At 49.4% G+C, this 15,591-nt stretch carries 11 protein-coding genes and 1 tRNA gene; all 12 read right to left on the bottom strand.

What is annotated here, in order from left to right:
* Positions 1 to 105 precede the first annotated feature (105 nt).
* The 12 genes from fusA to WKJ03_RS18360 all read right to left on the bottom strand — a co-directional run bounded on the left by fusA (position 106) and on the right by WKJ03_RS18360 (position 15,378).
* Positions 106 to 2,211: an elongation factor G gene (gene fusA / locus WKJ03_RS18305; protein ID WP_337843691.1), complete on the bottom strand. Its 2,106-nt coding sequence runs from the start codon at positions 2,209 to 2,211 to the stop codon at positions 106 to 108.
* A 24-nt stretch (positions 2,212 to 2,235) separates the two neighbouring features.
* Entirely contained in the window at positions 2,236 to 2,706 is a 471-nt protein-coding gene (rpsG, locus tag WKJ03_RS18310) for a 30S ribosomal protein S7 (protein ID WP_337843692.1), read from the bottom strand.
* A gap of 89 nt (positions 2,707 to 2,795) precedes the next feature.
* Positions 2,796 to 3,170: a 30S ribosomal protein S12 gene (gene rpsL / locus WKJ03_RS18315; RefSeq protein WP_337843693.1), complete on the bottom strand. Its 375-nt coding sequence runs from the start codon at positions 3,168 to 3,170 to the stop codon at positions 2,796 to 2,798.
* A 150-nt stretch (positions 3,171 to 3,320) separates the two neighbouring features.
* Positions 3,321 to 7,502, bottom strand: a complete 4,182-nt coding sequence (gene rpoC / locus WKJ03_RS18320) for a DNA-directed RNA polymerase subunit beta' (protein WP_337843694.1) — start codon at positions 7,500 to 7,502, stop codon at positions 3,321 to 3,323.
* A gap of 94 nt (positions 7,503 to 7,596) precedes the next feature.
* Complete coding sequence (rpoB, locus tag WKJ03_RS18325) at positions 7,597 to 11,622, bottom strand: DNA-directed RNA polymerase subunit beta (RefSeq protein WP_337843695.1); 4,026 nt, start codon at positions 11,620 to 11,622, stop codon at positions 7,597 to 7,599.
* Between the two features lie 178 nt (positions 11,623 to 11,800).
* Positions 11,801 to 12,166 carry a 50S ribosomal protein L7/L12 gene (gene rplL, locus WKJ03_RS18330; RefSeq protein WP_337843696.1) on the bottom strand — a complete coding sequence of 122 codons (366 nt, stop codon included), beginning with the start codon at positions 12,164 to 12,166 and terminating at the stop codon, positions 11,801 to 11,803.
* Positions 12,167 to 12,232: 66 nt separating this feature from the next.
* On the bottom strand, positions 12,233 to 12,727 hold the full coding sequence (gene rplJ / locus WKJ03_RS18335; protein WP_337843697.1) for a 50S ribosomal protein L10: 495 nt from the start codon (positions 12,725 to 12,727) through the stop codon (positions 12,233 to 12,235).
* A 318-nt stretch (positions 12,728 to 13,045) separates the two neighbouring features.
* A complete protein-coding gene (gene rplA, locus WKJ03_RS18340; protein ID WP_337843698.1) occupies positions 13,046 to 13,747 on the bottom strand; it encodes a 50S ribosomal protein L1 in 702 nt (233 codons plus the stop codon).
* 3 nt (positions 13,748 to 13,750) lie between these two features.
* Positions 13,751 to 14,179 carry a 50S ribosomal protein L11 gene (gene rplK, locus WKJ03_RS18345; RefSeq protein WP_031564148.1) on the bottom strand — a complete coding sequence of 143 codons (429 nt, stop codon included), beginning with the start codon at positions 14,177 to 14,179 and terminating at the stop codon, positions 13,751 to 13,753.
* A 126-nt stretch (positions 14,180 to 14,305) separates the two neighbouring features.
* Positions 14,306 to 14,845, bottom strand: coding sequence for a transcription termination/antitermination protein NusG (gene nusG / locus WKJ03_RS18350; RefSeq protein WP_337843699.1), 540 nt, complete (start codon positions 14,843 to 14,845; stop codon positions 14,306 to 14,308).
* A 3-nt stretch (positions 14,846 to 14,848) separates the two neighbouring features.
* Positions 14,849 to 15,223, bottom strand: coding sequence for a preprotein translocase subunit SecE (gene secE, locus WKJ03_RS18355; RefSeq protein ID WP_337843700.1), 375 nt, complete (start codon positions 15,221 to 15,223; stop codon positions 14,849 to 14,851).
* A gap of 78 nt (positions 15,224 to 15,301) precedes the next feature.
* Positions 15,302 to 15,378 (bottom strand) — tRNA-Trp (locus WKJ03_RS18360).
* Positions 15,379 to 15,591: the final 213 nt, after the last annotated feature.

A 15,591-nucleotide genomic window follows, 5' to 3' on the forward strand; every position in this document is an offset into this window, starting at 1 on the left:
CGATTGTACCTACGTTTACGTGCGGTTTTACGCGTTCAAATTTAGCCTTAGCCATTTTAATTACCTTCTGTTAGAGGCCTGCCTGAAGACAGGCCGACAAAGTTATTATTCACCAGTTTTACGAGCTGCGATGATCGCTTCAGTAATGTTGTTTGGCGCTTCCATGTACTTCAATGGTTCCATTGAATATGAAGCACGACCTTGCGTCAGAGAACGCATTGAAGTCGCATAGCCGAACATTTCTGACAGAGGAACCTGAGCGTCAACGATCTTGATACCACCAGGGGCATCTTCCATACCGTTAATCATACCGCGGCGACGGTTTAAGTCACCAACGATATCACCCATGAAGTCTTCCGGAGTGACTACTTCTACTTTCATCATTGGTTCCAGCAGGACAGGTTTGGCCTGCAAAGCACCTTTTTTGAACCCCATAGAAGCTGCGATCTTAAACGCCATCTCGTTTGAGTCAACGTCGTGATAAGAACCATCAAATACGGTTACTTTCACGTCGATCACCGGGTAGCCAGCCAGGATACCGTTCTTCATCTGTTCCTGAATACCTTTGTCGATAGCAGGGATGTATTCTTTTGGAATAACCCCGCCAACAACGGCATTCACGAATTCATAACCAGCACCTTCTTCCTGTGGCTCAATTCTGAGCCAGCAGTGACCGAACTGACCACGACCACCAGATTGACGTACGAATTTACCTTCAACTTCTGTTGAACCACGCACGGTTTCACGGTAAGCAACCTGAGGTTTGCCCACATTGGCTTCTACCTTGAACTCACGCTTCATACGATCAACGATGATCTCCAGGTGCAATTCGCCCATACCTGAGATGATGGTTTGACCGGTTTCTTCGTCAGTGTGAACTCGGAAAGATGGGTCTTCAGCCGCCAATTTGCTCAGCGCGATACCCATTTTTTCCTGGTCAGCTTTGGTCTTTGGCTCTACAGCCACAGAAATGACCGGCTCAGGGAATTCCATGCGTTCCAGAATGATCACATTCTCAGAATCGCACAGCGTGTCACCTGTAGTCGTGTCTTTCAGACCAATAGCTGCTGCGATGTCACCAGCACGAACTTCTTTGATCTCTTCACGGCTGTTCGCGTGCATCTGAACTATACGGCCGATACGCTCTTTCTTCTGTTTTACCGAGTTGTAAACAGCAGAACCTGCTTCTACTACCCCTGAATAGACACGGAAGAAGGTCAGAGTTCCCACGAATGGGTCTGTTGCGATCTTAAATGCCAATGCGGCAAAGGGTTCGTCGTCCGACGAATGACGTTCATCTTCAGAGTCGTCTTCTTTAACACCTTTGATTGCCTTCACCTCAGTCGGTGACGGCAGGTAATAAATGACGTTGTCCAGTACAGCTTGAACACCTTTGTTCTTGAAAGCAGAACCACACATCACCAGCACAACTTCGTTACGCAGGGTCAGGTCACGCAGGGCCTGGCGCAGTTCTTCTTCAGTAAACTCGCCACCTTCCAGGTAGCGTTCCATCAGATCTTCATTGGCTTCAGCAGCTGCTTCCACCATGTTCTGGCGCCACTCTTCACACTCAGCGACCATATCTTCTGGAATAGGGTCGTAGGTGAAAGTCATGCCCTGATCAGCTTCATTCCAGTTAATGGCTTTCATCTTGATCAGGTCAACAACACCTTTGAAGTTCTCTTCAGCACCAATTGGCAACTGAATAGGAACGATACGTGAATTCAGTCGGTCGTTCGCTTGCTTTACAACACGCAGGAAATTCGCACCGGTACGGTCCATCTTATTGACGAAAATCATCCGAGGAACTTCGTACTTGTTTGCCTGGCGCCACACAGTTTCAGTTTGAGGCTGAACACCCGAGGAGCCGCACAATACAACCACTGCACCGTCCAAAACACGCAGAGAACGTTCAACTTCGATAGTGAAGTCAACGTGCCCCGGCGTGTCGATCAGGTTAATCCGGTGCAGATCGAACTGCTGCTGCATACCAGACCAGAAAGCCGTAGTTGCCGCAGACGTGATAGTGATACCACGTTCCTGTTCTTGTTCCATCCAGTCCATGGTGGCTGCGCCATCATGAACTTCACCGATTTTGTGAGAACGGCCTGTATAAAACAGCACACGCTCGGACGTTGTGGTTTTACCCGCATCTACGTGAGCGCAAATACCAATATTCCGGTAACGCTCAATAGGAGTTGTACGTGCCACAATAAAGTCCTCTTAAGGGTGCAATTACCAGCGGAAGTGAGCAAACGCTTTGTTCGCTTCAGCCATACGGTGCACGTCTTCACGCTTCTTAACAGCAGAACCTTTGTTTTCAACAGCGTCCAGCATCTCACCAGCTAAGCGCTGGGCCATTGATTTTTCACCACGTTTACGGGCAGCTTCAACCAACCAACGCATAGCTAACGCGTTACGACGAACCTGACGAACTTCACATGGAACCTGGTAAGTAGAACCACCCACACGGCGTGATTTAACTTCAACAGTTGGACGAATGTTGTCTAATGCAACTTCGAACAGATCCAGTTCAGCTTTTTTAGATTTCGTTGCAGCGATGTCTAATGCGCCGTATACAATTGATTCTGCGATTGATTTTTTACCGTCGATCATTACGACGTTTACGAATTTGGCCAGCAGTTCACTTCCGAATTTTGGATCTGGAAGGATTTTACGTTGACCTATGACGCGTCTTCTTGGCATTCGAAACTCCGATTGCTTCAGGTGATTCCAAAACTTTTTATTACAACAATAAAAAGATTAATTAGTTTGGCCTTACTAACGGAGTACCGTTATTTCTTAGGCCGTTTAGCGCCGTACTTAGAACGGCCTTGCTTACGATCTTTAACGCCTGCACAGTCTAAAGTGCCGCGAATGGTGTGATAACGCACACCTGGAAGGTCTTTTACCCGGCCGCCACGGATCAGAACAACGCTGTGTTCCTGCAGGTTGTGGCCTTCACCACCGATGTAAGAAGTTACTTCAAAACCGTTAGTTAAACGGACACGGCATACTTTACGTAATGCTGAGTTTGGCTTCTTAGGTGTAGTGGTGTATACGCGGGTACAAACACCACGCTTCTGTGGGCAAGCTTCAAGCGCCGGAACGGTGCTCTTAGAGACCACCTGGCTGCGCGGCTTACGCACTAGCTGGTTGATTGTTGCCATTAAATACTCCTGGTTAAATAACTACCAATAAACGTGAAAAATTCCGCACCCAAATTTGGGGCCGCGGAATTTTACTGGTCAACCTTTGACCTGTCAAGAAACAAAGGGCGGGCCCATTGCTGGTGGCCCGCCCTTTGGCCTGCAATCGACTTAATCGTCGTTGCCAGACAAGTCCATATTCAGAGCATCAGTCAGGGCCTGTTCAGCACTTTCTGCACTCATCGCCGGTTCAGCGATTTCGCCATTGGCGGCACGTTGACGCGCACGGACACGGTTTTGGTGATACGCAAAACCTGTACCGGCCGGGATCAGACGACCAACAATAACGTTTTCTTTCAGGCCGCGCAGTTCATCGGTTTTACCACCAACGGCTGCTTCGGTCAGTACGCGGGTCGTTTCCTGGAACGACGCTGCAGAGATGAAAGAATCGGTCGACAGTGATGCTTTGGTAATACCCAGCAGCACACGTTCGAACTTCGCAGGGATTTTACCTGCCGCTTCCAACTCTATGTTCGCGATAGCGACACGAGCGAATTCGACCTGTTCTCCTTCCAGGAACTCAGAGTCACCTGGATGCAGGATCACACACTTACGCAGCATCTGACGGATGATTGTTTCGATGTGCTTATCGTTAATTTTTACGCCTTGCAGACGGTATACATCCTGAACTTCGTTCACGATGTAGCTCGCTACATGGTGGATACCCCGTAAACGCAGGATATCGTGAGGTGACTCTGGACCTTCAGAGATCACTTCACCCTTCTCGATACGCTCACCTTCAAACACGTTGACCTGACGCCATTTCGGAATCATCTCTTCATGAGAATCACCTTGTTCCGGTGTAATCACCAGACGACGTTTACCTTTGGTCTCCTTACCGAAGCTGATCACACCAGAGATTTCCGCCAAAATGGCAGGGTCTTTTGGTTTACGGGCTTCGAATAAGTCAGCAACGCGAGGCAGACCACCGGTGATGTCACGTGTTTTCGAACCTTCCTGAGGAATACGCGCCAGTACAGTACCAGGACTTACCTTCTGACCATCGGTAATTTCGATGGTCGTAAAGCTTGGCAGGCGGATTTCCTGCAGCGCACCATCGTCCATTTCCAGGATCAGTTTCGGCTCTTTCGCATTGGCTTTAGACAAGTCTTTCACCACTGTGCGGCTTAAACCTGTCAGGTCATCCTGCTGTACCTCTGTGTTGCTGTCGTCTACATCGCTGAACGACACCTTGGCACCACGCTCAACAATGATTGGGTGAGAGTGCGGATCCCAGTTTGCAACTATTTGACCAGCAGTCACAGTGGTGTTGTCGTCTACAGTCAGCACAGAACCGTATGGCAGCTTGTAACGCTCTTTCTCACGGCCTTGCTCGTCAAATACTGTCACTTCTGCAGAACGTGACGTAATAACGATCTTACCATCAGTGTTGCGAACAGTTTTGGCGTTGTGCAGCTTCAGAGTACCGGCATTTTTCACCTGAACACTGTTTTCTGCAGAAGCCCGTGATGCCGCACCACCGATGTGGAATGTACGCATCGTTAACTGTGTACCTGGTTCACCGATCGATTGAGCGGCGATAACACCGATAGCTTCACCCGGATTAATCAGGTGACCACGGGCCAGATCACGGCCGTAACACTTGGCACAAACCCCGAAATTGGTCTGACAGGTAATAACTGAGCGTACATACACTTCGTCGATTGAGTTCTTCTCAATCAGGTCACAAAGCTTCTCGTCCAGCATAGTGCCGTCTTCAACCAGCACTTCACCAGTGGCAGGAACTACCACATCACCGATCACCACACGACCTAACACGCGCTCACGCAGACCTTCTACAACGTCACCACCTTCAATCAGTGGTTTCATCATGATGCCTTCAGTCGAGCCACAGTCGTGTTCAGTCACAACCAAGTCTTGGGCGACGTCAACCAAACGACGGGTCAGGTAACCTGAGTTCGCTGTTTTCAGTGCGGTATCCGCCAAACCTTTACGGGCACCGTGCGTCGAAATGAAGTACTGAAGTACGCTCAGACCTTCACGGAAGTTAGCGGTAATTGGTGTTTCGATGATGGAGCCATCTGGCTTCGCCATCAGACCACGCATACCTGCCAGCTGACGGATCTGAGCCGGTGAACCCCGGGCGCCAGAGTCGGCCATCATGTAAACAGAGTTAAATGACGGTTGAGTGACAGTGTCACCATCGCGGTTAACCACTTGTTCTTTCGACAAGTTGTCCATCATCGCTTTGGACAGGGCTTCGTTCGCCGTTGACCAGATGTCGATAACCTTGTTGTACTTCTCACCGGCCGTTACCAGACCTTGTTGGAACTGGTCCTGGATTTCAGCTACTTCTGCTTCCGCAGCAGAAATGATGTCTACCTTGGCAGCAGGAATGACCATATCGTCAATACCTACAGACACACCTGACAACATCGCGTAGTGGAAACCGGTGTACATGATTTGGTCAGCCAGAATAACAGTGTTTTTCAGGCCGATACGTCGGTATGAACCGTTTAACAGGCGGCTGATCTGCTTCTTACCCATCGCCTGATTGACAGAGTCAAAGGCCAAGCCTTCCGGCAGTGTAGAGAACAGAATAGCGCGACCTACTGTGGTGTCTTTTACAGCAGTTGCAGAGGTTTTGGTGCCGTCTGGCTGCAAAGTCACTTCAGTAATACGAACTTTTACTTTGGCATGTAAGCTGGCCACGCCGGCACGGAAAGCTTTTTCCGCTTCTTTCGGGCTCTTGAACAACATGCCTTCGCCTTTGGCGTTGATGGCGTCACGGGTCATGTAGTACAGACCCAATACAACGTCCTGAGAAGGAACAATGATTGGCTCACCGTTCGCTGGAGACAGGACGTTGTTGGTCGACATCATCAGCGCACGGGCTTCTAACTGAGCTTCCAGAGTCAGCGGTACGTGCACCGCCATCTGGTCACCGTCGAAGTCGGCGTTGTATGCAGCACACACCAGCGGGTGCAGCTGAATGGCTTTACCTTCAATCAAAACTGGTTCGAAGGCCTGGATACCCAGACGGTGCAGTGTTGGTGCACGGTTCAGCAAAACCGGATGCTCACGGATTACTTCATCCAGAACGTCCCATACGGCGCCTTCTTCGCGCTCCACCATTTTCTTGGCAGCTTTGATGGTGGTCGCTAAACCACGGGCTTCCAGCTTGCCATAGATAAACGGCTTGAACAGTTCCAGAGCCATTTTTTTCGGCAGACCACACTGGTGTAAACGCAGAGTAGGACCAACGGTAATTACCGAACGACCTGAATAGTCAACACGTTTACCCAACAGGTTCTGACGGAAACGACCCTGCTTACCTTTGATCATGTCGGCTAAAGATTTCAGCGGACGCTTGTTCGAACCTGTGATGGCACGACCACGACGACCGTTGTCTAACAACGCATCTACAGCTTCCTGCAACATACGTTTTTCGTTACGGACTATGATATCCGGAGCAGACAAGTCCAGCAGACGCTTCAGACGGTTGTTCCGGTTGATCACGCGGCGGTACAGATCGTTCAGATCTGACGTTGCAAAACGACCACCATCCAGTGGAACCAGCGGACGTAAATCCGGTGGTAATACTGGCAGTACAGTCATGATCATCCACTCTGGCTTGTTACCAGAGGTGTGGAAGGCTTCCATCAGCTTCAGACGCTTGCTGACTTTTTTACGTTTGGTTTCAGAGTTGATGGTTGGCAACTCTTCACGCATTTGTTTGATTTCTGTGGCCAGGTCAATGCCTTTTAACAGGTCGAGGATCGCCTCTGCACCCATTTTGGCTTCGAACTCGTCACCGTGCTCTTCCAGCACGTCCAGGTATTCTTCTTCAGTCAGCATCTGACGACGCTCTAAAGAAGTCATACCTGGTTCTGTCACTACATAGCTTTCGAAATACAGCACGCGCTCGATATCACGTAACGTCATATCCAGCAGTAAACCGATCCGGCTTGGTAATGATTTCAGGAACCAGATGTGAGCTGTTGGGCTCGCCAGTTCAATGTGCCCCATGCGCTCACGGCGCACTTTAGTCAGAGTGACTTCAACGCCACATTTTTCACAGATCACACCACGGTGCTTCAGGCGCTTGTATTTACCGCACAGACACTCATAGTCTTTCACCGGGCCAAAGATTCGCGCACAGAACAGACCGTCACGCTCTGGTTTAAAAGTCCGGTAATTGATGGTCTCTGGCTTTTTCACTTCGCCGAACGACCAGGAACGGATCATGTCTGGTGAAGACAGACCGATACGGATCACATCGAACTCTTCAGTTTTTGTTTGTTGTTTCAGAAACTTTAATAAGTCTTTCACTTTACTCTCCTGTCAGAGGGTTAACCTTTTTCAATAGGTGCTTCAAGCACCGGCTGAGGCAGAAGCCGCTCTGCGTTTGCAGAGCGGCTGCCGGTTATTCCTCTTCCAATTCGATGTTGATACCGAGCGAACGGATTTCTTTCATCAGTACGTTGAAAGATTCTGGCATGCCAGGCTCCATGCGGTGGTCACCGTCCACGATGTTCTTATACATCTTGGTACGACCATTCACGTCGTCTGACTTGACTGTCAGCATCTCTTGCAGCGTGTACGCCGCGCCGTATGCTTCCAGTGCCCACACTTCCATCTCACCGAAACGCTGACCACCGAACTGCGCTTTACCACCCAGAGGCTGCTGCGTGACCAGGCTGTACGAGCCGGTCGAACGGGCGTGCATCTTGTCATCAACTAAGTGGTTCAGTTTCAGCATGTACATGTAGCCCACAGTGACCTTACGCTCGAAGGTATTACCGGTACGGCCATCGTACAGCGTGATCTGACCGCTGCTTGGCAGGTCACCCAGCTCCAGCAGTTGCTTGATTTCGCTTTCTTTAGCGCCATCAAACACGGGCGTGGCTACAGGCAAACCTTTACGCAGGTTTTCCGCCAGACGGCGTACTTCATCGTCAGTGAAGTTTTCGATATCCACTTCCTGACGGGATTCACCCAGCGCATAGACCTTCTTCAGGAAGTCACGGATCTCCGCGATTTCTTTCTGGTCTTTGATCATGGCGTCAATCTTGTCACCGATACCACGAGCTGCCAGGCCTAAGTGTGTTTCCAGGATCTGACCGATGTTCATCCGCGACGGAACACCCAGCGGGTTCAGAACTATATCTACTGGCTGACCCTTTTCGTCATATGGCATATCTTCCACAGGAACAATGGTAGAAACCACACCTTTGTTACCGTGGCGACCCGCCATCTTGTCACCAGGCTGAATGCGACGCTTCACGGCCAGATACACTTTCACGATCTTCAGCACGCCTGGAGCCAGGTCATCACCCTGAACAATCTTGCGACGCTTGGCTTCGAATTTCTTATCGTATTCGATACGAATTTCTTCGTACTGAGCAGATAACTGTTCCAGATCGTTTTGCTTGTCTTCGTCTGCCAGGCTGTAGCCTAACAGCGCGTCGCCACGCATAGTGTTCAGCTTGGCGCGGTCAACACCAGTGCTTTCGATCAGGTTACGGATACGAGAGAAAATACCCTCTTCCAGGATACGGAATTCTTCATTCAGGTCTTTTTTGGCCTGTTTGATTTCCATTTCCTCGATTTCGCGGGCACGTTTGTCTTTCTCAACGCCATCACGGGTAAATACCTGAACATCGATCACTGTACCAGTAACAGAGTTAGGTACACGCAAAGAGCTGTCTTTCACGTCAGAGGCTTTTTCACCAAAGATCGCACGTAACAGTTTTTCTTCCGGAGTCAGTTGGCTTTCACCTTTTGGTGTCACCTTACCAACCAGAATGTCACCACCCTTCACTTCAGCACCGATGTACACGATACCGGCTTCGTCCAGTTTGGACAGAGCGGATTCACCGACGTTTGGAATATCGGCAGTGATTTCTTCAGGCCCTAACTTGGTATCACGAGCAATACAGCTCAGTTCCTGAATATGGATAGTGGTTAAACGGTCTTCCTGAACTAAACGCTCAGATAACAAAATCGAGTCTTCGAAGTTGTAACCATTCCAAGGCATGAACGCAACGCGAAGGTTTTGACCCAGCGCCAGTTCACCCAGGTCCGTCGAAGGACCATCGGCCAGAATATCCCCGCGTTCAATGGGTTCACCCTTGTTGACACAAGGACGTTGGTTGATACAGGTGTTCTGGTTAGAACGGGTGTATTTAGTCAGGTTGTAGATATCGATACCCGCTTCACCAGCGACCATCTCTTCTTCGTTCACCTTGATCACGATACGGCTGGCGTCGACATAATCGATTACACCACCACGTTTAGCGACCACTGTGACACCAGAGTCTTTCGCTACAACACGCTCAACACCTGTACCTACCAGAGGTTTGTCTGAACGCAGCGTCGGAACGGCCTGACGTTGCATGTTTGACCCCATCAATGCGCGGTTGGCGTCATCGTGTTCCAGGAACGGGATCAGTGCAGCGGCAACAGAAACGATTTGCTGTGGCGCAACGTCCATGTACTGGACTTTATCAGCTGGCATCAGCGTGAATTCGTTTTTGAAACGGCAAGGAACCAGGTCAGCCACCAGACGGTTATCGGCATCCAGTTCGGCGTTCGCCTGAGCGATAACGAAGTTACCTTCTTCAATCGCTGACAGGAAATCCACTTCGTCCGTCACAATACCGTTGTCAATACGACGATAGGGTGTTTCCAGGAAACCGTACTCGTTGGTCTGTGCGAACATAGACAGTGAGTTGATCAGACCGATGTTTGGACCTTCAGGCGTTTCGATTGGACATACGCGACCATAGTGAGTCGGGTGTACGTCACGAACTTCGAAGCCGGCGCGCTCACGGGTCAGACCGCCTGGGCCTAACGCAGAGATACGGCGTTTGTGGGTCACTTCTGACAGCGGGTTGTTCTGGTCCATAAACTGAGACAACTGGCTTGAACCGAAGAACTCTTTCACTGCAGCCGAAATTGGCTTGGCGTTGATCAGATCCTGTGGCATCACAGCATCCAAGTCGCCCAATGACAGACGCTCTTTGACTGCACGTTCTACACGCACTAAACCAACGCGGAATTGGTTTTCAGCCATTTCACCCACAGAACGGATACGACGGTTACCTAAGTGGTCGATATCGTCCACTTCGCCTTTACCGTTCCGGATGTCAATCAGCACCTTCATCACTGCCAGGATATCCACTTTGCTCAGGATACCAACACCTGAACCTTCTTCGAAGCCAACACGGCGGTTGAACTTCATCCGGCCCACAGTGGACAGATCATAACGGTCTTCAGAGAAGAACAGGTTTTCAAATAAAGTTTCAGCAGCTTCACGCGTTGGTGGTTCACCAGGACGCATCATGCGGTAGATTTCTACCAGCGCTTCCATCCGGTTGCTGCTTGGATCGATACGCAGAGTTTCAGAAATGTATGAACCCTGGTCCAGATCGTTAATATACAGAGTTTCAAAGCTGTCATATCCGGCTTTGGCTAGTTTGGCTAACAGCTCCAGTGTGAGCTCTGCGTTCGCCTCGGCAATAATCTCTCCGGTTGAACGGTCAGCATAATTTTTCGCCAGGACACGACCTACCACATATTCATGAGGTACATCCATCAACGTCATGCCGGTCTTTTCCAGCTGACGGACGTGACGGGCAGTAATACGACGGCCGGCTTCTACGATCACTTCGCCATCGTTGTCTTTGATATCAAAGGCTGCGGTTTCACCGCGCAGACGGTTTGGCACCACTTCCATAAACAGCTTGCCGTCTTTAATTTCAAAACGGGTGCTTTCAAAGAAGGTGCTCAGAATATCTTCAGTGCTTAATTCCAGCGCACGTAACAAAATAGTGGCTGGCAGTTTGCGGCGACGGTCGATACGGACAAACAGGTTATCTTTGGCATCAAATTCAAAGTCTAACCAGGAGCCACGGTAAGGAATGACGCGAGCATTGTATAACACCTTGCCTGAGCTGTGTGTCTTACCACGGTCATGGTCGAAAAACACACCTGGGCTGCGGTGTAATTGTGAAACGATAACACGCTCAGTACCATTGATAACAAAGGTACCGTTTTCGGTCATCAGTGGGATTTCGCCCATGTAAACTTCTTGCTCACGGATGTCTTTGATGGTGCCTGGCACTTCTTTATCAAATAACACCATACGCAGTTTTACACGCAGCGGTGCTGAGTAAGTCACACCACGGATCTGGCACTCTTTTACATCAAAAACCGGCTCACCAATGCGGTAGCTGACGTATTGCAGCTCTGCACTACCTGAGTAGCTTTTGATTGGGAACACAGAACGGAAAGCGGCTTCTAAACCGTATTCACCTTCTGGATCCGGCTCGATGAATTTGCTGAATGATTCAATCTGAATCGACAGCAGATAAGGCACATCCAATACCAATGGACGTTTACCGAAGTCCTTACGGATACGTTTCTTTTCAGAATAAGAGTAAGTCATGGGGTTCCTCAGCTTGCTGATTTTTTACCCTACCTACCCTCGCGGGGCGGCGGTTTATGCGGCCACTATGGCTACATAAGGGGCGGGGAAAATCAAAGTCCCACAGCGCAAAAAGGCCGGTGGTTATTTCACCACCAGCCTAGCCTGAAATCAGGCGACTAATCTAGAGTTAACTAGATTATTTAACTTCAACAGTAGCACCAGCTTCTTCCAGCTCTTTCTTCAGAGCTGCAGCTTCGTCTTTAGAGATAGCTTCTTTGATTGGAGCTGGAGCAGCTTCAACCAGATCTTTCGCTTCTTTCAGACCCAGACCAGTTGCGCCACGAACTGCTTTGATAACAGCTACTTTGTTGGCGCCAGCAGCGGCCAGAACTACAGTGAACTCAGTCTGCTCTTCAACAGCAGCAGCTGGGCCAGCAGCTACAGCAACAGCAGCAGCAGCTGAAACACCGAATTTTTCTTCCATAGCGCTAACCAGTTCAACAACTTCCATTACAGACATTGCTGCGATAGCGTCTAAAATTTGCTCTTTAGTCACTGACATTTCTCAGATTCCTAAACTAAGTGGGCGTATACCCTATTAAACTTTAAAAACCAACCTGCCTGATAATTAGGCGGCTTGTTCTTGCTTTTGGTCGCGAACTGCGGCAATTGTACGGACAAGTTTGCCGGCTGCTGCTTCTTTCATAGTGCTCATCAGGCGAGCGATAGCTTCGTCGTAAGTTGGTAACGAGGCCAGCACTTCTACGCTGACTACGGCGCCATTGAAGGCTGCGCTTTTCAGTTCAAACTTCTGGTTCTCTTTCGCGAAATCTTTGAAGATACGCGCTGCAGCACCTGGGTGCTCTTTAGAGAATGCAATCAGAGTTGGACCTACGAACGCGTCATTCAGACACTCAAATTCGGTGCCAGCTACTGCACGGCGAACCAGCGTGTTACGGACAACTTTCATCCATACGCCAGCGTCACGAGCTTGCTTACGCAGCTCAGTGATTTTGCCTACAGTGACACCACGAGCATCTGCGACTACCGCAGACAAAGCACCTTTGGCAGCTTCCTGAACTTCAGCAACAATTGCTTTTTTGTCATCAAGCTTAATAGCCATAGGCTTTTAACTCCTGGTTCATCCAGACTGAATTGTCTGGTTGCCTACACATCGTTGTTCAACCGAAGTTGTTCAACGCGCGATTTACGGTGGCAGACCAGAAGGATTGGAATCTTTCTGGGGCTAACACACCGTCTGCGTAGGTTTGTCTTTTTAAGCCGCGCCTTTCATTGAAACTTGCGGCACCTACGGTCTTGGACGGAAGCTGTTGCTTTTACACACAATAGTGCGCTCAAGCCAGCTTCTACCCGAAAATTAGAGCGCGAGATTATAATTTAACCTCGCGCTCAAGTAAAGCTGCTTAATTAAACGGCTTTATTAGATCTTGGCGTCTAAAGACGCTTGATCCAGAACGATGCCTGCACCCATAGTGGTCGACAGCGTCACTTTCTTGATGTAAGTACCCTTGGCCACTGATGGCTTAGCACGTTTCAGTGCAACCAGCAGAGATTCCAAGTTTTCTTTGATCTTGTCAGCGTCGAAGTCAATTTTACCAACGGTAGAGTGGATGATACCGTTCTTGTCGTTACGGTAACGAACCTGACCGGCTTTAGCGTTTTTCACAGCTTCAGCTACGTTTGGCGTTACAGTACCAGTTTTTGGGTTTGGCATCAGGCCACGTGGACCTAAGATCTGACCCAGCATACCTACAACGCGCATTGCATCTGGAGAAGCAATTACTACGTCGAAGTTCATTTCGCCTTTTTTCACTTGCTCAGCTAAGTCTTCCATACCAACGATGTCGGCACCGGCAGCTTTAGCAGCTTCAGCGTTTGCACCCTGAGTGAACACAGCAACACGAACAGTACGGCCAGTACCGTGAGGCAGTACAGTAGCACCACGTACGTTCTGGTCAGATTTACGGGCGTCGATACCCAGGTTTACTGCAACGTCAACAGACTCAACGAATTTGCTGGTTGCCAGCTCTTTTAACAGAGCAACTGCGTCATTGATACCGTACTCACGAGTAGAATCTACTTTAGAGCGGATTAATTTAGCGCGTTTTGATAATTTAGCCATCGATTAACCCTCTACCACTAAGCCCATTGAACGAGCAGTACCAGCGATGGTGCGAACTGCCGCTTCATCGTCAGCAGCGGTCAGGTCAGCACGTTTGATCTTTACGATCTCTTCCAGCTGAGCACGAGTCACTTTACCGACTTTCTGTGTGTTTGGACGGCCTGAACCACCTTTCAGACCCGCTGCTTTTAACAACAGGAATGAGGCTGGAGGGGTGCGGGTTTCGAATGTAAATGAGCGGTCACTGTATACAGTGATCACGACTGGAATTGGCATGCCTTTTTCCAGAGACTCTGTACGGGCGTTGAAGCCTTTACAGAATTCCATGATGTTCACACCGTGTTGACCCAATGCTGGACCAACTGGTGGTGACGGGTTTGCCATACCAGCTTTAACTTGTAATTTTACAAGTGCCGTGACTTTCTTAGCCATGTTTCACCTCTTTATAGGGTCTTAGCCTCGTAAGTGCGAGGACACTTACTCAAACGGCTCCCCTGACGTTAAAAAAGGCCGCGATTATATTTTAACCAGCGGCCCGTGACAACGGTTTTTTGACCGTTAAGCTTTTTCGACCTGACCAAACTCCAGTTCAACCGGAGTAGAGCGACCGAAGATCAGAACCGACACTTTCACGCGGCTCTTTTCGTAATCCACTTCTTCCACCACACCGTTGAAATCGGCAAATGGACCTTCGGTAACCCGAACCACTTCGCCAGCTTCGAACAGTGTTTTTGGTTTTGGCTTGTCGGCATTGTCTTGCAGACGGTTCAGGATCGTATTGGCTTCTTTTTCTGTGATTGGTGCCGGACGATCTGAAGTACCACCGATAAAACCTAACACGCGCGGTACACTTTTCACCAAGTGCCAGGCTTCTTCACACATTTCCATCTGGACTAATACATAACCAGGGAAAAACTTGCGCTCAGATTTACGCTTTTGACCAGCACGCATTTCTACCACTTCTTCGGTAGGAACCAGGACTTCACCAAACTTCTCTTCCATCTGATGGATCTTGATGTGCTCACGCAGAGAGGTGGCAACACGCTGCTCGAAACCAGCAAAGGCCTGCACCACGTACCAACGCATTTTTCCTGACATAACTTAGATCCCCAAACCGGTAATAAATGACACAAGACGCAGCAGAATGGCATCCAGACCCCAAAGGATCAATGCCACAATGACAGTAGCGACCATCACAATCAGTGTAGTCTGCATTGTTTCCTGACGGGTTGGCCATACCACTTTGCGAACTTCAGTTCTGGCTTCTTTGGCAAACTCTAAAAAAGCAGCACCCTTGGCTGTTTTGGCGGCCAGAAAAGCTGCTAAACCAGCTAAAACGATAATCGCACCTGCTTTTTCCAAAGCAGACAGCTCATACATATAATTACCGGCAACCAATACTGTTAACAGTACCAATACACCAAACCATTTCACCGCATCTAAGCCGCTTTTTGGGGTTTCACTCGTTGCATTCATGCTCTAACTCACTTTCCCATGGCGTGTAACACCAAGCTACATTGCAGCCCCAACTGTGGCGGGGACCTCTTCTGATATTGGCAGGGGCAGAGGGATTCGAACCCCCAACCATCGGTTTTGGAGACCGCTGTTCTACCAATTGGAACTATGCCCCTAAAATCCGGCCTGACGACAAAACTGCCGCCAACCAAAAATAGCCGCTCATTATACTGTCTTACTGAATGAAAACAAGCCAGAACGCGGGCTATGGCAGCAAAAGCAGTTGAGCCTGTAAAAGTTCAACAAAAAGGGCCCCTTACGGAGCCCTCTGCAGCAGCATCACTGATTAAGCAACGATCTTCGCTACTACACCAGCACCTACTGTACGG

The organism is Rheinheimera sp. (assembly GCF_037442525.1).
Classification (GTDB): domain Bacteria; phylum Pseudomonadota; class Gammaproteobacteria; order Enterobacterales; family Alteromonadaceae; genus Pararheinheimera.